We start from the raw sequence: 23,183 nt of genomic DNA on the forward strand, positions 1-23,183 counted from the left end.
AACAAGTTATGGAGATTAAGTATGTACGAGTTTGATGGATTGACGATGTGGACAACACAAGCACTGGTTATTGATTTTACAATCATTATTGCGTTATTTGTGAGTTTAAAAATGATCAAAGGCTGGGTATCAAATTTACACGCCAATGATGAAATTGCTAAACGCGACAACTTTGCCTTTGGTATTAGTTTCGCTGCTGGTTTAGCTGGCTTGGCCATTGTATTAACTGGCGTGAGTAGCGGTGACTTTGCAGATTCATTATTTGAAGAAGCAACACAAATGACAGGTTATGGTTTATTAGCTATTGCGCTAATAAAGGCAGGACATTTTTTCCAAGACAAAGTGACACTGCAAAAAGTTAGCCTGCATGACGAAATCGTCAAAGGCAACGTAACCGCGGCATTTGTTGACTTTGGGCATGTAGTAACGGTCGCGATTGTTGTGCGTTCTGCACTGATTTGGGTGTTAACAGAAGGGTGGCATGGACTACCTGTTGTGATTGCTGCGTTTGTTGTTGCCAATATCATTATGTTGTTAGTCAGTAAATACCGTGTGAGTTTGTTCAAGCGAACAGGTGATTGCCTACAACAACTTATCTTAGATGATAACTTGGCTGTTGGTATCCGCTACTCTGGTTTCTTAATCGGTTCTGGCTTAGCGATCACTGCTGCCACTGGTCTTGCACCATACGCCGCAGATAATATCACGCTTAGTCTGACATATTGGGCATTTTCAGCAGTGATCAGTGTGGCTATTTTCGCTGTATTGCAGTTAATTACGATTAAAGTGATCTTGTCTGGTGTTGATATTGCAGATGAAGTTATCCGCCAAAAGAACATTGGTGTTGCAGTGATCTCGGCAACGATATCATTTTCAATTGGTCTAACAATGGCCACCTTACTTGGTAGCTAATGCCCTATAAGGTAATCATTTTATCTAAGTCATAGCTATGGCTCAAACTCGATAATATCAGCTAGTTCTTATTACTGGTGGATATTACTGAGTTTGGGCTTTTTAAGTTTTAATCTCGACTTCATCTCTTAAAATCTAACTTAAACTACAGTAGGCATTGTGTGGAATCCTCAGTTGTAAATAGCGATAGTAAAACCCAACAAGCCCGTCAGCGTAAACGTTCATTGTGGTTTCACGATGCGTTGTTAATTTCGGTTATGATTATTCTTGCTGGTTGCGGCCTGATCTATGAATATTTGCTGTCGCATTATGCGGGCAGGGTATTAGGCTCGGTTGAAAGTGCGATCTATGCGATGATCGGTACCATGATTGTCGCTATGGGGATCGGTGCATTTATGGCGCGTTGGTTTAAAGACGCCTTTACTGCATTTGCTTGGTTAGAAGCTTTGATTGCGTTAATCGGTATGAGCTGTATTTTGATTATTTCAGCGATGATAGCCTTAAGTTATAGCTTGCCACAGTTATTATCGGCGACGTTCAATTTACCCAGTAATGTCGTGCTGGATGGTTACCTACCACAACAGCTCGAAAAAATAGCCAAATTCATGCCTTATGTATTTGGCTTAATATTGGGGATTTTTATTGGTATGGAGATCCCGTTGATTGCCCGAGTTCGTCAACAGGTTTACGGTCGATTTTTAGAGAATAACGCCGGTACTATCTACGGCGCTGATTATATTGGTGCGGGTATTGGCGCGGCTATTTGGGTGTTGATCATGCTGTCTTTACCGATCATGGAAGCGGCTGCATGGACGGCGTTATTTAATATTGTTGCTGGTTTAGCATTTTTATGGCGCTATCAAGACAAGATACGCTGGGCGAAGTTGTTATTTGTCTGTCATTTATTATTGGTGGCATTATTTGCGATTATTCTTACGTTAGGCACTGGTTGGCTGGCGCAATTAAGCAGTGTGTTGTACAAAGACAAAGTGATTTATTCACAATCGACAAAGTATCAACATGTGGTGGTGACGGAACGTTATTTAAAAAATCACGCTGAACCGGTGACAGACTTGTTCATCAACGGGCATTTACAATTTTCCAGTGTTGATGAGCAGCTATACCATGACTTGTTAGTGTATCCGGCAATGATGGCGTCTAATCGTCATGATAAGGTGCTGATTATTGGTGGTGGGGACGGTTTAGCGTTACGTAATGTATTGCGCTGGCCTGTTGAAGCCGTCACTTTAGTGGATTTAGATGCTGAATTACTGGCTTTGTTTGGAGCTAATACCGTTGACTACGCTGCGCCTGAAACGATTAAACAACGTATGTTGCGATTAAACGAAGCGTCATTACGGGATCCGCGCTTAACCCTGTTTGCTACCGATGCATTTATACAAGTTGAAAAGCTACTGGATGAAGGGGTTAAATTTGATACCATCATTATTGATTTACCTGATCCAAATCACCCCGATTTGAATAAGCTTTACAGCGATTATTTTTATAATCAAGTACGTCAATTACTCGCGGCAGATGGTGCATTAGCAATACAATCGACATCACCTTATCATGCACAAAAGGCGTTCTTGAGTATTGGTAAAACAGTCAAAGAGGCTGGTTTTTTACATGTAGAGCAGTACCAACGTAATATACCGTCATTTGGTCAGTGGGGCTGGACGATCGCAACAACACGCGGTAAATCGGCAAGTAAACGTATCAGTGATATGGATCATTTACCTGTACCGTCGAATTGGCTGAATAAACAATTTTTGCTGGCGTCGTTTGTTTTTCCCGGTAATTTTTATGACAAAATGGACGAGATTGAGATTAATCGATTAGGTTCTGGCGTCTTGTATGATTATAATCGTGCGGCGTGGCAAACTGAGTCAGAACTATATAAGAACTAGTTATGGTGGTAGTGACAGTGGGTATTGATGAATACCCACTGGTTATGTTGTTTTAGTGTCATGTGAATAAGTGAAATAACGATGGAAGCAAAAATATATAATCAACGCTGGTGGCTAAACTGTTGTGATAGTGAAGCACTTAAAGGTGTGATTTCAGTTGGTCTTGAGCAGGCCGGTTTTAGCGTATTAAACTTTGTTGAGCATTATTTTCAACCACAGGGTTATACTTCGCTGTGGTTGTTAGCTGAAAGTCATGCTGCTGTGCATACCTTTCCAGAAGAAGATAAAGCTTATGTGGAATTATCAAGTTGTTCAGCGACGTTATTGGCCAGCTTTGATACACATTTGCAAGCCGCTGCTCAGCAGCTGGATTGGCAAGTGACGGCTAAATAGGCTCATCAATTCAGTACAATGTCCAAGTCAAGCCAGCAATGAGCAAGAAGCAGCTTTAAGCAAACAGTAGCTTCAAGCTCATGGCAATAGACATAGTCACCATCAAGGGTTTAATTATTTTGACGCCTTTTGATAGTACCAAACGAGAGCCAAGTGTTGCCCCTAGCGCTTGGCCAACTAACATAATGCCACCAAGTGCCCACAATACCTTCCCACCTAATGCAAAGAACAACAGTGATGCAATATTGGTGGCAAAGTTTAATACTTTAGCGTGCGCCGTTGCTTTAGCTAAACCAAACCCAGCGAGAGATACGAATGCTAGGGCAAAGAAACTGCCTGTACCAGGGCCAAAGAACCCATCATATAATCCAATGCCAAATGCCGCTGTAATAGCGAACAGTGTTGGTGTGAGTAACTGATGTTTATCTTCATCCGTTATCTGTTTAGAGAATAAGAAATAGCCACCAATAGCGAGTATGAGAAAGGGTAAGATAACTTCTAGAATACTTGGGTCTATCGATTGGATGGCAATACTACCTAACGCGGAACCGATAAAGGTGCAGCCAATAGCGAACTTCATTTTCTTTATATCGACCATGCCTTTACGAATAAAATAAAAACTGGCAAAGAAGCTACCGCCGCAGGCTTGCAGTTTGTTGGTTGCCAGCGCAGTAGCGGGAGGTAATCCAACCCATAATAATGCTGGAATAGTCAGTAAACCACCACCGCCAGCAATGGCATCAATGAATCCAGCCACGACGGCCACTAAAAATAATAGCCCAACAATTTCTGTTGAAAGTTGTAATGACATATCGAAAATCATAATGCTCTGTTCCTGCGTAATGTGAGGGGCTATTTAATCTTCTTTACAGATGTAATGCAAAGGAGTTATCTTCTTTATAGTGTGAGTTAAACTCACGCTATTCTGATTTGTATTCTTATTCTTTATTTAAAATGAGTATTGCTATGTACCCTAATTTACCGCCATTAAATGCCATGCGTGCTTTTGAATCCGCTGCGAGAAATGTGAGTTTTACGCTAGCTGCGAAAGAACTGTTCGTGACCCATGGCGCGGTGAGTAAGCAGGTGAAGATATTAGAGCAATATCTAGGGGTTAATTTGTTTATTCGTCAGCACCGCAAGTTAGTGCTTACTGAAGAGGCAAAGCCTTATTTAATTAAGATTCAGAGCGCGCTGCAAACGATTAATGGCGCGACACAAGAACTTATATCTCAACCGCAGTTGGCTCAACGTATCGCTATTAATGTATTACCGAGTTTAACTATTAGCTGGTTAATTCCGAGCCTAGAAGGCTTTAAAATCAGTAATCCTAATTTGTTTGTTGATCTATCGATAGGCGATTTTGCGATTGATTTTAGCCAACATCACTATGATATTGCCATACGCAGCGCCACTAAAAAACCACTGGGTTGTAATGTCCTTAAACTCATGGATGAAGATCTGTGTTTGGTGTGTTCACCGCAACTGGCTAAACAAATGACCTCACTGCAAGATATCAACAAGATGACGCTGTTAGAGCATACTTCGCGACCTGGGTTATGGCGTTTTTGGGGCGATGATATCGGCGTTGCAATCACCACGGATAATAAATTTGGTATGGAGCATTTTTATATGCTCAGCCAAGCGGCGGTAAGCAGTATGGGCGTGGCACTTATTCCACGGTTTTTTGTTAGTCAGCAATTAGCCGATGGTAGCTTAGTCATTCCATTTTCAGCGGGTTTTGTCAGTCCCTACAGCTATTATTTACTGACGCCCACAGCCAGTCCATTACCACTGAAAGTGCAGACTTTCATTGACTGGCTATTACCCTTGTTTACACCCTATCGATAAGCTATTCAGGTGTCACGATTAGTATTTAATGATTAAAAGTGAGCTCAGCGGCGAATGATTTTACGTGATACCACTTCAATACCAGGTTGATTGCGACGGTTCGCCGCATTAAGCGCCATTTTTAATGCATGTTGTGCAATCAACTCAAACTGTTGTGGTAAAGATTGGATCTTACTGGGTAAGAAATCCAATAATCGATTATCACCAAAGGTCGCGAGTTTAGTGCTGGCCATTAAGCTTGGGTTACGTATCAAGCAATCGAGCACTCCTTCAAATAAGGTATAAGAGGTTGCTAAAATTGCATCGGGGAATGTACCGTTATCAATCCATTGTTGTACTTGGGCTTGCCCTTGTTGCTGACTAAAGTGGTCGCCATACGCCGTCAACAGTTTAACGTCGTGTTTATGTTGGTTGATGGCTGATAAGAAACCTTGTTCACGCTCTTTGGATATACCCAATTCAGGCACAGCGCCGACTAAACCAATAGAGTTGATATCGTTTTCGAGTAAAGCTTGTGTGAGTTCATAGGCACCGTCTAAATCTTCACTGATGACACAAGCAAAAATTTCATCATCCATCGCGCGATCAAGCCCTATGACTGGCACGCCATTAGCTTGTACAGTGCGATAATAGCTGTGGTCAGCGGGCAGGGAGCTTGCGACGAGCAAAGCATCGATACGGCGACTAAGCAAAGTTTCTGCAACTTTCATCTCGGTATCAGGATCATCGTCAGAGCATGAAATGATGACTTGGTAACCAGCTTTTCGCGCATCACGTTCAAGTAATTTGGCTAATTTAGCATAACTACTATTCTCTAAATCAGGAATGATCAAACCAAGTGAACGGTTACTGCCACCGCGTAATGATTGCGCTGCATGATCAGGGCGATAATTATACTCATTTACCACCGCCATTACTTTTTGCTGAGTTTTTTCACTAATGCGGTACTTACTGGCTTTGCCGTTAATCACATAACTGGCAGTGGTACGTGATACACCTGCTAGTTTGGCTATTTCATCTAATGTCATGGTTGTTTTATCCCTAATCTGTGCGCTTGCTCAAAGTTTCTTAAATGATCTGTTATTGAAAATTGTAATCAGCTTAAAAACACTTCACTATATTAGCTGAAAGGTTTCAGCAATGCTATTTATAATGATTTTGACATTGCTGCAGCCTTTTTAATTAACGAATTGCTGAAACGATTCAGCTGGCGTCAGTAATAACGTCAGCGCTGTTGTTAGCAAATAATTATACCGCCAGTATTAGCGAAGTATGGAGTAAATCTATGTTGTCACTGTCTTCTAACGACATTCAGTTAAAACAATCGGCGCCGAACAAATTACACGCCATTAAAGCCCTAGCACAAAGCTTGGCGAATAAAACCTATGTTGAAGCAAGTTATGTTGATGGGATGTTAGCGCGTGAAGCGCAGCACTCTACGTATTTAGGTAATGGTATTGCTATTCCGCATGGCACCGTTGATACACGTGATTTAGTCAATAAAACCGGTGTGCAATTACATCACTTTCCACAAGGTGTTGATTGGGGCGAGGGACAAACTGTGTACCTTGCTATTGCGATAGCAGCTAAATCAGATGAACATTTAGCGATTTTAAAGCAGCTTACACATGTATTAAGCGATGATGATATCGAGCTGAAACTCCAGCAATGTGATAGTGCTGAAGCGATTATAGCCTTACTTGAAGGTAATAAGCCCGAAGGAAAAAGTCTCGAAGGTAAGCAACAATCTGCAACTTTATTAACCGCGGATCTGATACAACTGAATTTTCCTGCACAAGATTTATCCCAACTTACTGCGGTTGCAGCGGGACTACTTAAACACCACGGCTGTATTGATAATAGCGGTGTTGCCGATGCCATCACTACGCCTGCATGCCATTTAGGTCAGGGATTATGGTTAGCGAAAACCAGTAAAGCGGTGACAACGACGGCAATCGCATTTGTGACGCCAGCACAGAGCTTATTACAAGGCAGTTTACAGCAGAGCAATTTACCGCAGAAAAGTTTAGCTGTTAAAGGTGTACTCATGCTAGCAAGTGCTAACAATTTACATCTAGATAATATGCAATGTGTAGTCGATTTAATTTATAAGCAACAAGTGAATCAATTATTTAATGCAGATGCAGACACGGTCATCCGCTTATTAACAGCAGTACAGCCAAGTGGCATAACAGCAACATTTACCATTCATAACAGCCATGGTTTACATGCGAGACCAAGTGCTATGTTGGTGAAAATTACCAAACAGTATCAGGCTGATATCCAAGTGACGAATGCGGCGGGTAAATCAACCAATGCCAAAAACTTGATGAAATTGATGTCGTTGGGTGTGTGTAGTGGTGAAGTATTAACATTTACTGCGAATGGCCATGATGCCCAAGTAGCACTCAAAGCGATAGGCGAAGGTATCGAATCGGGATTAGGTGAGGGTAAATAATGACCATGCAATTAACAAATTTGAAAGTCGTTACTGTGACGTTAAACCCAGCGTTAGATTTAACTGGGCATTTACAAATACTAACGAAAGGCACGGTAAACCAAGTGCAGCATTGTGCGTTAGAGCCTGCAGGTAAAGGCGTTAATGTGGCGAAAGTATTAGCGGAGCTTGGCGCAGAGGTGACTGCCACAGGTTTTTTAGGTGTTGAGAATCAAACGCCGTTTTGTCAGTTATTTGAGCGTAGTAACATCAAGGACAAATTTATTCGTGTGCAAGGGGCTACCCGCATTAACGTTAAATTAGTCGAATCAAGCAGTCAGGTTAGTGACATTAATTTCCCTGGTGTGAGTGTGACAGCGGCGGCGATTGTGGAATTTGAAACTATGCTGGCTAACTTGTCCATTGATCACGATGTCTTTGTGATAGCGGGCAGTTTACCGATTGGTGTGACACCTGAGCAATGTGCTAAATGGATCTCGCAGTTACAGAAAGCAGGTAAAAAAGTGTTTTTTGATAGCAGCAATGCAGCGCTGAGTGCCGGTATTGCCGTACAACCTTGGCTAATCAAGCCAAATGATGAAGAGCTGGCGCAGTGGACTAAGGATACTAAGCATGCTAAAGGTGAATCAATGGCAGGCAAGAGCTTAGTCGAGATTGCGCAGCAGCTAGCAAGTACGGGTATCAGTAATGTAGTGGTATCGCTAGGCGCTGACGGTGTTATGTGGCTTAACCACGAAGGTTGGTTACAGGCTAAACCACCACAAATGGCGATAGTGAGTACTGTCGGAGCTGGTGACACCTTGGTAGCTGGTATGTGCTGGGGACAGTTAAACAACTGGAATAAAAAACAAACGTTAGGCTTTGCAACTGCATTATCAGCATTAGCTGTTACTCAGGTTGGTGTTGGCGTTGAAGATATAAATGAAGTGATCACGATGAGTGAACGCATCACTATTGGCGAATAAAGGATATTCATAATGAAAATTGCAATTGTAACGGCGTGTCCAAGTGGCATCGCAAGCAGTCTTATTGCGGCGGGTTTATTAGAGAAGGCAGCGACTGAATTAAACTGGCAAGCAGATATTGAGTGTCATTCATCAGTGGCGCCAATGACAGCTTTAACCGAGCAACAGATAGCCGCGGCTGAGTATATTGTTGTTGCCGCTAGTACCACTATTGATGACAGTCGATTGATTGGTAAAAAAGTCTATCGTTCGGCAGTGGAAGCAGTATTTACCGATGCTAAAACATATTTAGAACAGGCGATTGCAAAAGCAACTGAACTTACGATGAGTAATGAAGTAAGCAGTAATGACATAAGTAGTCATGCATCAGGTGTTGCGACTACAGATGCAGACAACTGCAGTAAAACGATTGTTGCCATTACAGCCTGCCCAACGGGCGTTGCTCATACCTTTATGGCAGCGGAAGCGCTAGAACAAGAAGGTCAACGTTTAGGGCATAGGATTAAAGTTGAAACCCGTGGTTCTGTTGGCGCGAAAAATCAACTGAGCAGTGCTGAAATTGCAGCTGCTGATGTGGTGATTATCGCGGCCGATATTGATATCGATTTAGCCCGTTTTGATGGTAAAAAAGTGTATAAGACCAGTACAGGCCTAGCACTGAAGAAAACCACACAAACGCTGGATAATGCCTTTAATGATGCGCAAGTTTATAGTCATGGTAAAGCGCCAGCGAATGCACAAGACAATACTGAAAAAACGGGGGCTTATAAACATCTTATGACAGGTGTATCACATATGCTGCCATTAGTGGTTGCGGGTGGTTTAGCCATTGCTTTGTCCTTTGTATTTGGTATTGAAGCGTTTAAAGAAGAGGGCACGTTAGCCGCGGCGTTAATGACTATCGGTGGTGGCTCTGCTTTTGCGTTAATGATCCCTGTACTGGCCGGTTTTATTGCCTTCTCGATTGCTGACCGACCTGGTTTAGCGCCGGGTTTAATTGGTGGTATGCTCGCGAGTTCAACTGGCGCTGGTTTCCTTGGTGGTATTGTGGCTGGTTTCCTTGCCGGTTATACCGCTAAACTCATTGCTGAAAAAGTGCAGCTACCACAATCAATGGAAGCGCTGAAACCGATTTTAATTATTCCACTTCTAGCCTCATTAATTACTGGTTTGGTGATGATATATGTGGTTGGTGGCCCGGTTTCTGCAGCAATGAATGCGTTAACTGAATTTTTGAATAATATGGGCTCGGCGAATGCAGTGCTGTTGGGTATTATTCTGGGTGGCATGATGTGTTTCGATCTCGGTGGTCCAGTGAATAAAACAGCTTATACGTTTGGTGTGGGTTTATTAGCATCACAAACGTATGCGCCAATGGCGGCGGTTATGGCGGCTGGTATGGTACCTGCATTAGGTATGGGGTTAGCGACATTCCTAGCGAAACGTAAATTTAATGGCAGTGAACAAGAAGCGGGTAAAGCGTCGTTTGTATTAGGTTTATGCTTTATTTCTGAAGGTGCTATTCCGTTTGCAGCCCGTGATCCAATGCGCGTGATCCCTAGCTGTATCGCTGGTGGTGCTTTAACAGGTGCATTATCTATGTTATTTGGTGCTCAATTGATGGCGCCGCATGGTGGTCTGTTTGTGCTACTAATTCCAAATGCTATAACACCGGTATTTATGTACTTAGTGGCGATAGCTGCGGGTACGTTAGTCACTGGTGTGAGCTATGCAGTGCTTAAGCAGGCAGATGAAAAAACGGTTACTGCGTAATACCTTCGATTCTTTATATTACGCGTTATCGTTTGTAGGTAACTAATTATTAATCAAAGTATTATAATTGTTATAAAGATAAAGCCTTATCACTGTCTATTAAAGTGATGAGGCTTTATCACGTTAATAGACAGTGATAAAATAAAGCTATATTAATCTGCATGTAGCGAATAAACGCCGCATGGCACAATTACAACTGGCGGCCTCTCTTTGTTAAAGTATAAACGTATATTATTCATGACTGCGCTAACCAGCTTTTCAGCCGTCGCCACAGAAGCCAATTTAGCCAACCAACCGCTATTTGATTGGCCTGAAAATATAGTGACTGAGTCACTGGATGATATTTTAAGTTCATTAGGCGCTAGCCAAACATATGAAAAAGAACAAGGGTTAAATTCAAGCATTATCCCGACAGCCTATTACACACCCGAAAAAGGCCTTGGTATTGGAGCATTGTATGTGGGGTTATATAACTTATCTGACATTAATCTAAGCCAACCTTCATCTATTTCTCTCAATAGTTATTATTCAGAAAATAATTCTTATGGTGTGAGTCTAAAAAATAAAAACTTCTTTGAGTCAGATAAAAACAGATTATTTATTCATGCCAATATTGCCAATGATGCGAGCTATTTTTACGGTTTATCTGGTCAGTCTGAGGATGTCACTAACTATAACTCAGAAGAGTTTTCTGCGGATGCGATATGGCTACGTAAAGTAGCGACTAATATTTACGTTGGATTTGGTGTTAAAGGCGCCTATATTAGCCCTAGCGACATAGATACAAATACGGCGAACAATACTGACCAATTAGTAAAAGACAATAGTATGGGCGGCTCGATCAAAATTGATTACGATTCCAGAGATAACGTTGATAATGCGTTTGAAGGTATAAATATTGGGTTGCAATTTAATCAAATGTACAGTAACTCTCAATCTGAAACATATGAACAATATCAAGCATATTATAGCCAATACCACCAATTCCAAAGTATAACTGGCACTCTCGCCTGGCAAGTGAAAGGCGAGTTCAATAGTGATGATACGCCTTTTGTACAACTGACTAATCTTGGTGGAGATGAAAAGTTAAGAGGTTATATCGAAGGTCGATACGTAGATAACAACATGGTATTTAGCCAAGTTGAATATCGGGTACCTATTTATTGGCGTGTTGGTATGGTTTTTTGGACTGGCGCGGGTTCTGTTGCGAATGACATATCTGGATTATTTGATGAAACTTTAATTAGTTATGGTACCGGTTTTCGATTCAATATTAAAGATAGAGTTAATTTACGAGCGGATATTGGCTTTGGTGATGATGGTGCTGAATTTTATTTGAACATTAACGAAGTGTTTTAGCGCGATATGTTAAAAGTAGCCTTATGTATTTTCAGTTGTGGGTTAATTAGTTTTTTTGTTCGAGCTGAGGATACCGCAGTTTGTGAACAAAAAATTATTTACGACATCTACATCAACGGTTTTCATACGGGAGAATTACAGCGCCAGATCATACAAAAAGGTGCTGAGTTGTCCTTTTTAACGCGTAGTAATATGAGTATTCTTGGTATTGGTACTACTTTTTATCAAACTTCAAACTCTCGTTATGAATCACAACAAAAACGTTATTTTACCTCTGAATTTTATCAAGTTATGACTGGGTTTAGAAATAGAACAATGAAGGTAAACATTAGTGCTAATGGATTAGACAGTCATGTTTTACTGAATGATAAAATAACAAAATATCGGAGTAAGCAATACCTATTACAAGACATGGATACTATCATTATGCAGCTGCAATTGAATGTAAGGCTGGGTAAAACGCATTTTTATACCTTGCGACAGGCTACGGATGAAATGGAGTTGTTTGAGTATCAAGTTGTTGGTAAAGAGACGTTATCGACGCAAAACTTTGGAGATCTAGAAACCATTAAAGTAGTCGAAATACAGGATCGCAATGTCACATTTTGGTTTGCACCATCGTTGAATTATTTAATGATAAAGGCAACAAATATTAAAGGCTGGGTTCTGAAGGGGACGACTGAGCTAAAAACTTATACTGACGTTTGTGTTTAACGGATAAAGCACTGAGTGTTCTATACCCAATGCTTTACTTTAAACTTATTGGCTACAGACAACTTGATTACGTCCTCTGCCTTTGGCTTTATATAAAGCTTCATCAGCGCGTGCGATCATTTCTGTAATACGTTCTTCGCCCATTTGTGCCACACCAATACTGCAAGTCAGCGGTTTGTTATGACACCAGTGATGGGCTGCTATAGTCGCCCTCAGTGTTTCGGCTCTACTCATCGCTTGTTGGCCATTGGTTTCAGGAAAGAACACGATAAATTCTTCTCCGCCCCAACGCACTAAAAAATCATTGCTGCGAATATGAGTTGATATCACCAGTACAAACTCACGTAAGATATCATCACCGACTTGATGGCCATATTTATCGTTAACATTTTTAAAGTGATCGATATCGATAAACAGTGCTGAGAAGTTTTGGTTGCCCCAGCGTACTTGCTGAGCCATTTTTTTTAACCAATCTTGTACTGCATTTCTGTTTAATGCACCAGTCAGTGGATCGCGGTTGGCTAATTCGGAAAATTCAATATTCTTTTCATTCAAGTTTTGATTTAATTTAAACAGGCGAGCAGCTCTTTTATGGCTTTGCTTCAGCCTGCGATGTAGCTTAGCTTGTTCATATAAAATAAAGCCGATGATTAATAATAACCAGGTATATAACAGCCCTTTGAGCATGGTTGACTCTTCTATCCATACACCTTGAAATTCAATACTATTGACGACAATTTCAAATTCACCTTCGGTGACACCTGATGCCGTTGCAATTTCAATAATAGGCACGTTGGAAAAATCTGGTGACGCATGTTCAATACTGATGCCGTTATCGGCAATCCACCAGGTTAATACTTGAAAAGTATCAAGTGCAATGGCTATTGCACCATCGCCAAACCCAGGCGGGTATTCAATACCATTAAATTTTAATGAGGTAGGTTCATCTACACGGGTATAAGCTGGGTGACTATTACGTATGTATACACGTAGACGTTTATTAGCATGTGTTGTGGTGTAATCAATGTCGAGACTGATTTTATTATAATCAGAGAAGTCGATACCTCGAATCAGGTTATCAGAAAGACTGATCTCTAATTCACAATAGGGCCACGGATAATCTGATTCTTTAACGACGCTACAAGTAAGGTAAGCTTTACCATCTTTGATTTCGATTGCAGAGCTGCTTAAGCCGCCTTTACTACTATCATCGATATTCGCAAAATGGAATTTGTCAGGTGTTACTGTGTAGGTTTTAGTATTAGCACGGAAATGATACCAAACTAATATAACTAAGGTAACGATAACTATCCCTATCGTTATTTTTTGAATATTTCGCACTTAAAACTCCATTGGCGACAACCCGTCGTAATTATCCATATTATAGAATGAAATGCTCAACAAAAAATATAATCATGTAGACCTAACATATATGGAATATGACACGTGTTGGCTGTGATTATATTTTAACCTATAATGAAAATAGATAGCTAACAAAGTTAAAGTATTGATATTAAACATAATTAACACTAAGTGTAATGAAGGATATTTTACTTAGTGTTTAATTTGTTATGTTTATATTATTATAAGTAGGTATTGCTAAAGTTAATGTTTATTCACTTGGTTGAAACGTGAGCGTTAATTCAGTGACTTAGCCAATATTCAAATATACAATTGTTTAGAAACTATTGTATATTGTCAGAATAACTCATTACTTAAAATGAGCATTATATTTATATTGCGGAGCGATTATGCCATCTCACTTACCCAAGAAATTTAGTCGTACTTTCTTAAAGCTATTCAGCTATGTCGAAGCTGTACTGTTGGTTGCTATTACACTGGCTACCATATTTGCAATGGCAAATGATTTCTATCATGTTTATGAATTGCGTTCGGTAAAACTAACAGACATTTTACTGATGTTTATTTACCTTGAAGTATTAGCAATGATCCAACAGTTTGTCGTCAACGGTAAGATCCCAGTACGTTATCCTGTTTATATTGCGATGATGGCGATTGCTCGTTATGTTACGCTGGGCATGAAAGAACTCGAAAGTGTTGATGTGGTGTGGTTGTCACTGGCTGCATTAGTATTGGCTACATCAACCGTTATTATCCGCGCTGGCCATTTTTACTGGCCTTATAAATCATTGGCCGATGAATAATAACGATCTCAGTCTTAGCTTATTTATTTTTTTATACACATAGTAGCAGTCTGTAGCGGTAGTGCTTTCTGCATCGCCGTTATGACTGACGCCGGTGATAGCTTAAATGTTTTATGTAACGACTCACTATTTAGTTTATTTTCTAAGTAGTGAGTATAATCACTGACTTTATGCTCTGCATAAGCCGCAGGGTAACTGGTCTTGCATGTTCGGTACCACTGCACATAATGAGCAAAAAATTGAGCTGCATTGTCAGCTGACATGGCCGCCATTAAATTCGCCATATTGCGGCTGACTTGAAAGTGCTGATAATCAATTGGCGTATTCCAAAAACCACCCCAATATAAAAAACCATTATCCGCAAATGTGGATATGACATCTTCAGCAAAGCCCTGGCGTTGGTCTTTACCATACCTAAACTGCATTCTATTGGCATACTTAGCCCCATTCTCAGGCTTGAAATTAGCGCTACCTTGTTCGCCAAATTCAACAAATGGATTCTGTTTGGGGTTGATATCGACTGCGAGACCATAAGCATGAATAGAGAGTGAACGTTTACCGGCAATAGGGCGATAATTAAATGCAGAGGTATTGTTATCTGCCATCGATAAATCATCATCGCCTTGGTAATGACGTATTGGCTGGGCTTTATTAATAGGGAATTTCAAGATATATAAGCGCTCAAAAATAGTCGCTATATACGGTGCAACGGCATCCATGACAATAATGGAACCGTTGTTGTGTTGTTGCCCTTGAAAGTCGATATAGTCGAACAGCACTTGTCTTAAGCGATCACATTGCACTGGTGCTGCAGCTGACATGACGCCCGCGGTTGCCATCGCTTTGCATTCAGAAACTGATATTTCAGCTATATTTGCTGCTGAAACGGGTATAAACGCAGTGCTAACCAGAACTGAAATTAACCTTTTAAACCAATATTTTGACATATGTATCCATGCATTAAGTCGTGTTTGATTATTATCTTAACGCGGATATGTTGAATGTAAATATAGCGGTGCTAGATACTGCATGTTTATCAACATTATCTTAATGTTATCGCTATACTGGATTGAACGGATAAGATAAAAGTGCTGTTTATTGGCAGTGCGTACTTGTTAAATAAGGAAATATTAATGTATAAAATAATAGCGGTAGTATTGTTTGCTGGCACACTTGCTGGCTGTGAAACCTCATCTCAAGCTTATAGTATGGCGAAGCAAGGGGCGGATGCGTTTACCTGTCCAGAAATCACTAAAGCATTTTCGGCGTATGAGGCAGACCGTGAGTCGGCATCGGCATTAACGGTTATTGCGCCCCTTATTTCGGCGGATGCTGGTGCTTTGACCCAAACTGGACTGACGACGACAGATGCATATTATGCTCAAGCGAAAGCAAGTTCTAATACTGCGCTTTTGCTGAAAGGTTGTTCACCGATTATTTAATTTATGATGATTTGCTTAGCTATTAATACCGTTCGAGTGTCAGGTGCAGTATTTTAGTCGTTTAAGGATTAAAAGTAGAAAATGAAAACAAGCTGGGACTTATTTGCAGCTTGTTTTCATTTTAAAGATGCTCAATATCAGTAGTGAATAGCGATATTAGCCTGTGGTCCTGACCCGGAGCTGTGCCTATGACTAGCACCTATGAATTGTTAGCCAGAAGGCATTGCTAAAATTTCAACAATATTAATACTATGAGTATATTGTACTAGCTTAGGTTCTTGCTGAGTTCGGGCTAATACAGCCATGCGATCAGATAATTCATTACCTTCAATGTTCGCATGTCCTTTTACATGAGAAATGATCAGGTTAGATTTTAATTTTTCGTATAAATCGAAACATTGCTGGATAATGGCAAGGTTTTTAATTTCTTCGTTTTTACCACGTTTCCAACCTTTATTTTTCCAGCCTTTTGCCCATTTGGTGATGCAATCAATTGAATATCTTGAGTCAGATAGTACTTGTACTGTTTTACCTTGCTCGATATGTGAGGCCGCAAAACGAAAGGCAACCAATAATCCGTTTAGCTCTGCTGAGTTGTTGGTACCATTTGCTTCATATAAGCCGTACCACAATTGTGCGAGCTTATCTTTTTCATAAACGGCCATGCCTGTACCCGATTTACCTGGGTTAGGCGAGCAAGCACCGTCACAGTAGATATTAAGATCTGCAACTTGTGGTGGTGCCGATAAAATTGACTTAGCGCTGCCAGCTGGACGTGTTGCTTTTGGTTTAACACCTGAGCCTGTCGCATCATCTTTTGCAAATGAACGTTTCATTAATGCGCGCGTATATGTCGAGGCGAATGCTTGGTCTGCTTCGGATTTAGATGGGAAACCCATATATTGAGCATCACTGCGGCCATCAATTTGTGCTTTTGTTTCAGACCAGTTATCAAATATACCTGTCTTCACGCCTTTCCATACTACGTAATGTTTTTTACTCATAACTAATTTAATGCTCTCAATGTTTCATAGCGGCATAATAACAGTTATACCGCTGTAAACAGTACTATCTTTCAGCAGAACTATCTTTTTTCGCTGTCGATAAAGTTTTTGATTAAATGTATAACCATTTCCGGTTGCTCATTGGTGACTCCGTGACCAGTGTCAGGTATGACAACAAGCGGGGCTTGGATTTTTTTACTGAGGTAAATACCGTGTTCAAGCGGAAAAATCTGATCTTTTTCTCCCCAGATTAATAGGGTTGATATCGATGACTGTGGTGCATCGAGTAACACATCGCGATCTGCTGGTAGCGACTGGATCATTTCTACTCTTTGTTTATGCCAAGCAGCAAAGTAAGTTTGATAAATTTGGTCAGCCACAAAATCTGGCATCATTTTAGGTCTAACGAAAATACCATCAAATAAACGGCGTAGTTCATCGCTGTTTTTTGGAATAAAGAAATCTTCTGGATTGTCGACACCAAAACGGGTTGTTAGCGCGTCAAGATCATCATCGTTAAAGTAGGGACCTGGGCTGGCGATAATAATCGCTTTATTAATCTGGCGAGTTTGCTCGGGGCTGTTATTCATCATATTTAAAGTGATAAAACCGCCATAAGAAATGCTGGCAATATTGATATTTTCAAGCTCTAACTGATTAACAAGCTGCCAAATTGCTTGTGTTTCAGTTGTTAGGTTCGCTTCGCCAGCACTGAAAGAATCACCAAACCAAGCAAGGTCAGGGGCAATGACATCGTAGTCTGCGCTCAAGGCCAGCATTTCATCTTTCCAAGTGGTCACTGCATCGCCACCAAATCCATGGATTAATAACAGTGGTTGGCCTTTGCCTCCACGCCAATAGCTCAGGCTGCCGCCTTCTTCTAGGTTAATATCATGTTGGGTAAATCCCACTGCTTTAAGGTTGTCTTCATCACTGTCTATTTTCCAGCGAACAACTGAGCAACCGCTTAAGAGCGAGAAACATATATAGATAATGAATAATTTTAGCTTGTTTGAAATCATATCGTTAGCCCTTAGGCCGATTGCAAAGGAAAAGGAAACAATACATGAGAATACGGGAAAATAAAATAACATTCCCTTAACTTAGTGATATTAGATTACTTTATAAGTGGTAGTTCTTACTGGGTAAGCGCTGTATTGGTCATGAAGAAGAGGGTAAAAGCCAGCAATAAAAAAACCTGCGTATGAATGAACACAGGCAGGCTTAAGGCTATACAGTTGTACTTTTTAGCAGTTGCTTATTAGCGGTTCTTTTTTGCTTGTTTTTGCAGTGCCATATCAAATTCGTCAGGGAACATGATAAGTCCTTCATCTGCAAGATTAGGGAAAATAACCAAGGCTAAATCATCATCCATTAAGCCTGATGTCCAACGGCTTTGCCATTTAGCTAACGAGATAGATTCTGTTTTACAGTCTTTCCATTCGCCAGTAGCCCAAGATTGTGCAAATTCAGCGTTAGGCCATACCGGCACACAGTCTTCGTCTTCATTGTTTAGCATTACGCAACCGTGCTCATCCGTTAGGATCCAGATTTGACGTTCGCTAGTCACTTCTTTTAATAAATAGCTTAGACGTTTTTCAGCATCGTAAGCTTGGATTGTCGCGATTTGGTTACTATCGAGAGTTTTTGACATTTAATCTGTTCCTAGTGTGACTAAAATAACGATTGGATACCAATTGTGTATTAATCGAAAATTGTTTATTAACCGAAGATAAGTGACCAAACGCTAGGCTTACTTTTCTTATGGTATTCTTTTCTTAAGCTATCCACTTGTTCTAACTTACTTTTAGCAAGATCTAGATTGGTGTCTGTTACGTCGACTTTTTGGATGCTGTTCAGTACTGATTCAACTTTATTTAAACCTTGATTTGACATCTCTGCACGATCAGGGGAAAAGTTATAGCTTTGCGCAACAGCAAGCATTTTACTCATTTCATCAAGACGGACGTTAAACTCATCTGCAGATGTGGTTTTCATGGCTTGAGTATACGCTAATCTCATTTGTTTCATGGTGACTTTAAGGTCGATATTGTCTATTTCGGCACTGTTAACCAACGTTGAAAACAATAAGCTGATGATAAGACCTAGCTGAGCAATACGATTCTTCATGATTTTATCCATAAGTAATAATGAAAGTCTGTGATTCATCACCGTTGTGATCACGTGATGAATCATAATTGGGTCTGTATTCGGTATTAACCGCGATACATATTTTCGAATGATTTAATTGAGAAACCCCGTAACACTTGATCACCAATTTTTAGTGTTGGTACACCTCGACCACCAATAGCGGCGAGTTCTTTACTGCCACGTGGTTCATTGACGCTGCATAAGCGATACGGAATTTTTTTTTCATCTAAGTAGCGCTTCGCTGAATCGCAATTTGGACACTTCTTCTGTGTGTATAACACGACTCTTTTCATATTAGCCAACTATCTTTATCGTAAAAACGCGCATTATAACAAGCTAACACTGATTAACAATGCATCAATACAGGCAAACCTTTTGAAATACACTTCTTTACATGCTCGTTAAATTACCTGGTGCTGAAATACGATTTTTAACTGGTTAATTTATACACGTTATTTTACCGATATGCAGATAATGTGCAGGGTTTAGATTTCAAACTGATGTGCAGGTATACTGTAATTATAAACAGATAATGAAGATAACGAAGTATGAGTATTATTCTTGGCATTGATCCAGGTTCTCGCATTACCGGGTATGGTGTGATCCAACATATACACGGAAAATTTCAATATTTAGGTAGTGGTTGTATCCGTACCTCGGGTGAAAACCTACCAGAACGCTTAAAGCAAATTCACGCTGGTGTGTGTGAAATCATTATCCAATTTCAACCAGATAAATTTGCCATAGAAGATGTGTTCATGGGTAAAAATGCCGCGTCAGCATTAAAATTGGGTCAGGCTCGTGGCGCAGCTATCGTCGCGGCGGTATCTAATGATCTTGAGGTTGGTGAATATACCGCGCGTCAGATCAAGCAAGCTGTGGTTGGGAACGGTGGTGCTGATAAAGAGCAAGTTCAGCAAATGGTGGTTAATTTACTCAAGCTCGGTGGAACGCCGCAAGCGGATGCTGCAGATGGACTCGCGGTGGCGTTATGTCATGCGCAGAGTTTACGTACCCTGATTAATATGGCGGGTAAAGTGAAGGGTACTGCGCGTGGTCGCTTTAACTAATCACCTTTAATTAATCAAGTGTCGTAGTTGTGAAATAAAATGATCTGGATATTTAACCAGTATTTTATTATGCTATTGCACATTATATTTGTATTTAAATAGGTTGGAAAATAATTGTGATTGGACGTTTACGTGGCACTTTACTAGAAAAACAACCACCCGAGATCTTATTAGAAGTAAATGGTGTCGGTTATGAAGTTCAACTGCCTATGAGCTGTTTTTACGAGCTTGGTGATGTTGACAGCGAAGTGATCGTTTACACCCATTTTGTGGTGCGAGAAGACGCCCAATTACTTTACGGTTTTAATAACAAAATGGAACGTTTAATGTTCCGTGAATTGATTAAAGTAAATGGTGTGGGACCTAAATTAGCGCTCGCTATCTTATCGGGTATGACGGCCAATCAATTTGCTCACTGTGTTGAACATGATGATATCAATAGCTTAATTAAATTACCGGGGGTCGGCAAAAAGACAGCAGAGCGTTTATTGGTTGAAATGCGTGACCGTTTGAAGAATTGGGTTACTCAAGATTTATTTACTCCTGAAGCCGATAAAGCGCAATTACAGGGTTATGGTAATACTGCATCGAATGCGATTGAGGAAGCGGAAGAAGCCTTGGTTGGTTTAGGTTATAAACCGGCGCAAGTCGCTAAAATGATCAAAAAAGTTGCCCAGCCAAGTATGAGCTGTGAAGATATCATTCGTCTGTCATTACGCGCCACATTACAGAATTAATTTAGGAAGTTATTTAAGTGATTGAAGCTGATCGATTAATTTCTAGCGGTACAGTCCGTGAAGAAGAGGTCATAGACCGTGCCATTCGACCAAAAATGCTATCTGACTATCAAGGTCAGGATCATGTACGTGATCAAATGGAAATTTTTATTGAAGCCAGCAAGCGTCGTGAGGATGCGCTGGATCATTTATTAATTTTTGGCCCTCCAGGGTTAGGTAAGACTACGTTAGCGAATATTGTTGCTAACGAAATGGGTGTCAGCATTAAAACCACGTCTGGCCCTGTATTAGAAAAAGCAGGTGATTTGGCCGCATTACTGACCAATTTAGAACCGCATGATGTCTTATTTATTGATGAGATTCATCGCTTGAATCCGTCGATTGAAGAAATCTTATATCCAGCGATGGAAGATTACCAATTAGACATTATGATTGGTGAAGGGCCTTCTGCACGCTCGATTAAACTCGATTTACCGCCTTTTACACTTATCGGCGCGACGACGCGTGCGGGTTCATTAACATCTCCATTACGCGATCGTTTTGGTATTGTGCAGCGTCTTGAGTTTTATAAGGTTGAAGATTTACAAGACATCGTATTACGTTCGGCAAGTTGCTTAGGGCTCAATATGGACAGTGCCGGAGCGTTAGAAATTGCGCGACGTTCACGTGGTACGCCGCGTATTGCTAACCGCTTATTACGTCGTGTGCGTGATTATGCAGAAGTGAAGCATGATGGCGATATTGATGCCGAGATCTCGTCTGCGGCGCTGAGCATGCTCGACGTAGATACCTGTGGTTTTGATTACATGGATCGTAAATTGTTAATCGCGATTGTGGATACCTTCTCTGGAGGACCTGTAGGGCTGGATAACGTTGCGGCAGCGATTGGTGAAGAACGTGAAACCATTGAAGACGTACTCGAACCTTATCTTATTCAGCAAGGTTTCTTGCAACGTACACCACGTGGGCGAATTGCAACGCCACGTGCTTATTTACATTTAGGTTTTGACTATCCAGAAAAACAATAGCTGAAAACAATACCTAATAAATAATCACTGAAATATATTCTTCATATTAAATCAATTTCATATATTATTTTTGTCAGGTATATTAAATCACTTATAGCGCTAAACTTATAAGTACTCGTGATTGAGTGAGTACAGGCGGACAGTCCAATAATGCAAAGTGAAATAGTACAAAGTGAGTTTACGGCTCGCGTTTATTTTGAAGATACTGATGCTGGTGGCATGGTTTATCATAGTAATTATTTAAACTATGCTGAGCGCGCAAGAACAGAAATGTTACGCGATAGGGGCTTTTCACAAGCGTTACTATTACAACAAGATCTTGCATTTGTAGTACGTAAAATAGACATAGATTATCGCTATCCTGCATGCCTTGATGATTTATTAACTATAAAATCACATATTAAGGAACTAAAACGCGCATCTTTGGTCTTCTCTCAGAGTATTTATCATGAAAATGGTAAATTATTGTCAGAATTAACAGTTAAAGTGGCATGCATTCAGTTGTCTCACAAGAAACCTTGTGCAATGCCGACAGAAATTATAAGGAAACTAACCAGTGGAACCTGCTGATATATCGTTTTTTGGTCTTTTTTGGGAAGCTAGCTTACTGGTTAAAACAGTCATGCTATTGTTGCTTTCTATGTCGGTGGCATCGTGGGCTATGATTTTCCATCGCTCTAATGCGTTGAAGCAAGCAAATGATGCATCAAAACGATTCGAAGATAGATTTTGGTCTGGTATCGATTTATCAAAACTATATAAAGAAAGCGAATCACGCAAGAATAATATTCAAGGGATGGAGTTAATTTTTCATTCTGGTTTTAAAGAATATGTACGCATCCATAACACCAATCAAGAGAACACAGATGCGATCATGGATGGTAGCTATCGTGCTATGCGTGTTGCACTATCTCGTGAAGTTGATGAACTTGAGGTTAACTTAAATAACTTGGCCACGATCGGTTCAATCAGCCCTTATATCGGTCTGTTTGGCACGGTTTGGGGTATCATGAGCTCATTTATTGCATTAGGCGCTGTCCAGCAAGCGACATTGGCGATGGTTGCCCCGGGTATTGCCGAGGCATTGATTGCAACTGCAATGGGTCTATTTGCGGCGATTCCAGCGGTTATTGCTTACAACCGATTTTCCAATCAAGTCATGCGTATTGAAAATAACTACGCTAACTTTATGGAAGAATTCTCTAGTATTTTACATCGCCAAAGCTTGGCAAAACGAACACAGGACTAAGC

The 23,183-nt window shown here is 40.6% G+C and carries 25 protein-coding genes; 16 read left to right on the top strand and 9 right to left on the bottom strand.

Annotated features, from left to right (window positions below; genetic code table 11):
* The first annotated feature begins 21 nt into the window (after positions 1-21).
* The 3 genes from FR932_RS02980 (at position 22) to FR932_RS02990 (ending at position 3,215) form a co-directional block, all read left to right on the top strand.
* Positions 22-912 carry a DUF350 domain-containing protein gene (locus FR932_RS02980; protein WP_019443067.1) on the top strand — a complete coding sequence of 297 codons (891 nt, stop codon included), beginning with the start codon at positions 22-24 and terminating at the stop codon, positions 910-912.
* 161 nt (positions 913-1,073) lie between these two features.
* The gene (locus FR932_RS02985; protein WP_019443068.1) at positions 1,074-2,822 is read left to right on the top strand and encodes a polyamine aminopropyltransferase; all 1,749 of its coding nucleotides are present in this window, start codon (positions 1,074-1,076) and stop codon (positions 2,820-2,822) included.
* A gap of 81 nt (positions 2,823-2,903) precedes the next feature.
* Positions 2,904-3,215: an S-adenosylmethionine decarboxylase family protein gene (locus tag FR932_RS02990; protein ID WP_019443069.1), complete on the top strand. Its 312-nt coding sequence runs from the start codon at positions 2,904-2,906 to the stop codon at positions 3,213-3,215.
* A 55-nt stretch (positions 3,216-3,270) separates the two neighbouring features.
* Here the strand turns inward: FR932_RS02990 and FR932_RS02995 are convergent, their stop codons facing one another.
* Positions 3,271-4,038: a TSUP family transporter gene (locus FR932_RS02995; RefSeq protein WP_019443070.1), complete on the bottom strand. Its 768-nt coding sequence runs from the start codon at positions 4,036-4,038 to the stop codon at positions 3,271-3,273.
* Positions 4,039-4,181: 143 nt separating this feature from the next.
* Between FR932_RS02995 and FR932_RS03000 the strand changes: the two genes are divergently transcribed.
* On the top strand, positions 4,182-5,066 hold the full coding sequence (locus FR932_RS03000; RefSeq protein WP_019443071.1) for a LysR substrate-binding domain-containing protein: 885 nt from the start codon (positions 4,182-4,184) through the stop codon (positions 5,064-5,066).
* 44 nt (positions 5,067-5,110) lie between these two features.
* On the opposite strand, the gene cra is transcribed toward FR932_RS03000, so the two are convergent.
* On the bottom strand, positions 5,111-6,094 hold the full coding sequence (gene cra, locus FR932_RS03005; RefSeq protein ID WP_019443072.1) for a catabolite repressor/activator: 984 nt from the start codon (positions 6,092-6,094) through the stop codon (positions 5,111-5,113).
* A gap of 257 nt (positions 6,095-6,351) precedes the next feature.
* On the opposite strand from cra, the gene fruB reads away from it, so the two are divergent.
* The 5 genes from fruB to FR932_RS03030 all read left to right on the top strand — a co-directional run bounded on the left by fruB (position 6,352) and on the right by FR932_RS03030 (position 12,335).
* A complete protein-coding gene (gene fruB, locus FR932_RS03010; protein ID WP_019443073.1) occupies positions 6,352-7,524 on the top strand; it encodes a fused PTS fructose transporter subunit IIA/HPr protein in 1,173 nt (390 codons plus the stop codon).
* Entirely contained in the window at positions 7,524-8,489 is a 966-nt protein-coding gene (gene pfkB, locus FR932_RS03015; RefSeq protein ID WP_019443074.1) for a 1-phosphofructokinase, read from the top strand. Before fruB ends, pfkB begins: the two co-directional genes overlap by 1 nt.
* 12 nt (positions 8,490-8,501) lie before the next feature.
* The gene (fruA, locus tag FR932_RS03020) at positions 8,502-10,262 is read left to right on the top strand and encodes a PTS fructose transporter subunit IIBC (RefSeq protein ID WP_019443075.1); all 1,761 of its coding nucleotides are present in this window, start codon (positions 8,502-8,504) and stop codon (positions 10,260-10,262) included.
* A gap of 210 nt (positions 10,263-10,472) precedes the next feature.
* Positions 10,473-11,621 (top strand): BamA/TamA family outer membrane protein, encoded by a 1,149-nt coding sequence (locus tag FR932_RS03025; protein ID WP_240532439.1) that lies wholly within the window; start codon positions 10,473-10,475, stop codon positions 11,619-11,621.
* Positions 11,622-11,627: 6 nt separating this feature from the next.
* Positions 11,628-12,335 (top strand): DUF3108 domain-containing protein, encoded by a 708-nt coding sequence (locus tag FR932_RS03030; protein ID WP_019443077.1) that lies wholly within the window; start codon positions 11,628-11,630, stop codon positions 12,333-12,335.
* 45 nt (positions 12,336-12,380) lie between these two features.
* On the opposite strand, the gene FR932_RS03035 is transcribed toward FR932_RS03030, so the two are convergent.
* A complete protein-coding gene (locus FR932_RS03035; RefSeq protein WP_019443078.1) occupies positions 12,381-13,676 on the bottom strand; it encodes a GGDEF domain-containing protein in 1,296 nt (431 codons plus the stop codon).
* Positions 13,677-14,086: 410 nt separating this feature from the next.
* Between FR932_RS03035 and FR932_RS03040 the strand changes: the two genes are divergently transcribed.
* Complete coding sequence (locus FR932_RS03040; RefSeq protein WP_019443079.1) at positions 14,087-14,500, top strand: phosphate-starvation-inducible protein PsiE; 414 nt, start codon at positions 14,087-14,089, stop codon at positions 14,498-14,500.
* Between the two features lie 23 nt (positions 14,501-14,523).
* Here FR932_RS03040 and FR932_RS03045 read toward each other — a convergent pair whose 3' ends face one another.
* Positions 14,524-15,447 (bottom strand): M15 family metallopeptidase, encoded by a 924-nt coding sequence (locus FR932_RS03045; RefSeq protein ID WP_019443080.1) that lies wholly within the window; start codon positions 15,445-15,447, stop codon positions 14,524-14,526.
* A 186-nt stretch (positions 15,448-15,633) separates the two neighbouring features.
* On the opposite strand from FR932_RS03045, the gene FR932_RS03050 reads away from it, so the two are divergent.
* Positions 15,634-15,942 carry a hypothetical protein gene (locus FR932_RS03050; RefSeq protein ID WP_019443081.1) on the top strand — a complete coding sequence of 103 codons (309 nt, stop codon included), beginning with the start codon at positions 15,634-15,636 and terminating at the stop codon, positions 15,940-15,942.
* Positions 15,943-16,151: 209 nt separating this feature from the next.
* On the opposite strand, the gene FR932_RS03055 is transcribed toward FR932_RS03050, so the two are convergent.
* The 5 genes from FR932_RS03055 to FR932_RS03075 all read right to left on the bottom strand — a co-directional run bounded on the left by FR932_RS03055 (position 16,152) and on the right by FR932_RS03075 (position 19,390).
* Positions 16,152-16,946: a ribonuclease H family protein gene (locus FR932_RS03055; RefSeq protein WP_019443082.1), complete on the bottom strand. Its 795-nt coding sequence runs from the start codon at positions 16,944-16,946 to the stop codon at positions 16,152-16,154.
* Positions 16,947-17,026: 80 nt separating this feature from the next.
* Positions 17,027-17,968: an alpha/beta fold hydrolase gene (locus tag FR932_RS03060; protein WP_019443083.1), complete on the bottom strand. Its 942-nt coding sequence runs from the start codon at positions 17,966-17,968 to the stop codon at positions 17,027-17,029.
* Positions 17,969-18,207: 239 nt separating this feature from the next.
* Entirely contained in the window at positions 18,208-18,600 is a 393-nt protein-coding gene (locus tag FR932_RS03065) for a DUF2750 domain-containing protein (protein WP_019443084.1), read from the bottom strand.
* 68 nt (positions 18,601-18,668) lie between these two features.
* Positions 18,669-19,076, bottom strand: a complete 408-nt coding sequence (locus FR932_RS03070; protein WP_019443085.1) for a cytochrome b562 — start codon at positions 19,074-19,076, stop codon at positions 18,669-18,671.
* Positions 19,077-19,162: 86 nt separating this feature from the next.
* A complete protein-coding gene (locus tag FR932_RS03075) occupies positions 19,163-19,390 on the bottom strand; it encodes a glutaredoxin family protein (RefSeq protein ID WP_019443086.1) in 228 nt (75 codons plus the stop codon).
* Positions 19,391-19,645: 255 nt separating this feature from the next.
* Here FR932_RS03075 and ruvC point away from each other — a divergent pair, with 255 nt between their 5' ends.
* From ruvC to tolQ, 5 genes are all read left to right on the top strand, one after another.
* Positions 19,646-20,167 carry a crossover junction endodeoxyribonuclease RuvC gene (gene ruvC, locus FR932_RS03080; RefSeq protein WP_019443087.1) on the top strand — a complete coding sequence of 174 codons (522 nt, stop codon included), beginning with the start codon at positions 19,646-19,648 and terminating at the stop codon, positions 20,165-20,167.
* A gap of 116 nt (positions 20,168-20,283) precedes the next feature.
* On the top strand, positions 20,284-20,904 hold the full coding sequence (gene ruvA / locus FR932_RS03085) for a Holliday junction branch migration protein RuvA (protein WP_019443088.1): 621 nt from the start codon (positions 20,284-20,286) through the stop codon (positions 20,902-20,904).
* A gap of 17 nt (positions 20,905-20,921) precedes the next feature.
* Positions 20,922-21,932: a Holliday junction branch migration DNA helicase RuvB gene (gene ruvB / locus FR932_RS03090; protein ID WP_019443089.1), complete on the top strand. Its 1,011-nt coding sequence runs from the start codon at positions 20,922-20,924 to the stop codon at positions 21,930-21,932.
* A 150-nt stretch (positions 21,933-22,082) separates the two neighbouring features.
* Entirely contained in the window at positions 22,083-22,502 is a 420-nt protein-coding gene (gene ybgC / locus FR932_RS03095; RefSeq protein WP_019443090.1) for a tol-pal system-associated acyl-CoA thioesterase, read from the top strand.
* On the top strand, positions 22,489-23,181 hold the full coding sequence (gene tolQ / locus FR932_RS03100; RefSeq protein ID WP_019443091.1) for a protein TolQ: 693 nt from the start codon (positions 22,489-22,491) through the stop codon (positions 23,179-23,181). The genes ybgC and tolQ overlap by 14 nt, the downstream gene beginning before the upstream one ends.
* Positions 23,182-23,183: the final 2 nt, after the last annotated feature.

The organism is Moritella marina ATCC 15381, from assembly GCF_008931805.1.
Lineage (GTDB): Bacteria > Pseudomonadota > Gammaproteobacteria > Enterobacterales > Moritellaceae > Moritella > Moritella marina.

Bases quoted from the DNA above. Each gene is read 5' to 3' on its own strand.
- FR932_RS03060 (WP_019443083.1), bottom strand. From the start codon at position 17,968: ATGATTTCAAACAAGCTAAAATTATTCATTATCTATATATGTTTCTCG.
- FR932_RS02980 (WP_019443067.1), top strand. From the start codon at position 22: ATGTACGAGTTTGATGGATTGACGATGTGGACAACACAAGCACTGGTT.
- FR932_RS02990 (WP_019443069.1), top strand. From the start codon at position 2,904: ATGGAAGCAAAAATATATAATCAACGCTGGTGGCTAAACTGTTGTGAT.
- FR932_RS02995 (WP_019443070.1), bottom strand. From the start codon at position 4,038: ATGATTTTCGATATGTCATTACAACTTTCAACAGAAATTGTTGGGCTA.
- FR932_RS03055 (WP_019443082.1), bottom strand. From the start codon at position 16,946: ATGAGTAAAAAACATTACGTAGTATGGAAAGGCGTGAAGACAGGTATA.
- FR932_RS03075 (WP_019443086.1), bottom strand. From the start codon at position 19,390: ATGAAAAGAGTCGTGTTATACACACAGAAGAAGTGTCCAAATTGCGAT.
- FR932_RS03030 (WP_019443077.1), top strand. From the start codon at position 11,628: ATGTTAAAAGTAGCCTTATGTATTTTCAGTTGTGGGTTAATTAGTTTT.
- FR932_RS03070 (WP_019443085.1), bottom strand. From the start codon at position 19,076: ATGAAGAATCGTATTGCTCAGCTAGGTCTTATCATCAGCTTATTGTTT.
- fruB (WP_019443073.1), top strand. From the start codon at position 6,352: ATGTTGTCACTGTCTTCTAACGACATTCAGTTAAAACAATCGGCGCCG.
- ruvC (WP_019443087.1), top strand. From the start codon at position 19,646: ATGAGTATTATTCTTGGCATTGATCCAGGTTCTCGCATTACCGGGTAT.
- FR932_RS03000 (WP_019443071.1), top strand. From the start codon at position 4,182: ATGTACCCTAATTTACCGCCATTAAATGCCATGCGTGCTTTTGAATCC.
- pfkB (WP_019443074.1), top strand. From the start codon at position 7,524: ATGACCATGCAATTAACAAATTTGAAAGTCGTTACTGTGACGTTAAAC.
- fruA (WP_019443075.1), top strand. From the start codon at position 8,502: ATGAAAATTGCAATTGTAACGGCGTGTCCAAGTGGCATCGCAAGCAGT.
- FR932_RS03065 (WP_019443084.1), bottom strand. From the start codon at position 18,600: ATGTCAAAAACTCTCGATAGTAACCAAATCGCGACAATCCAAGCTTAC.
- ybgC (WP_019443090.1), top strand. From the start codon at position 22,083: ATGCAAAGTGAAATAGTACAAAGTGAGTTTACGGCTCGCGTTTATTTT.
- FR932_RS03045 (WP_019443080.1), bottom strand. From the start codon at position 15,447: ATGTCAAAATATTGGTTTAAAAGGTTAATTTCAGTTCTGGTTAGCACT.
- FR932_RS03040 (WP_019443079.1), top strand. From the start codon at position 14,087: ATGCCATCTCACTTACCCAAGAAATTTAGTCGTACTTTCTTAAAGCTA.
- FR932_RS03050 (WP_019443081.1), top strand. From the start codon at position 15,634: ATGTATAAAATAATAGCGGTAGTATTGTTTGCTGGCACACTTGCTGGC.
- cra (WP_019443072.1), bottom strand. From the start codon at position 6,094: ATGACATTAGATGAAATAGCCAAACTAGCAGGTGTATCACGTACCACT.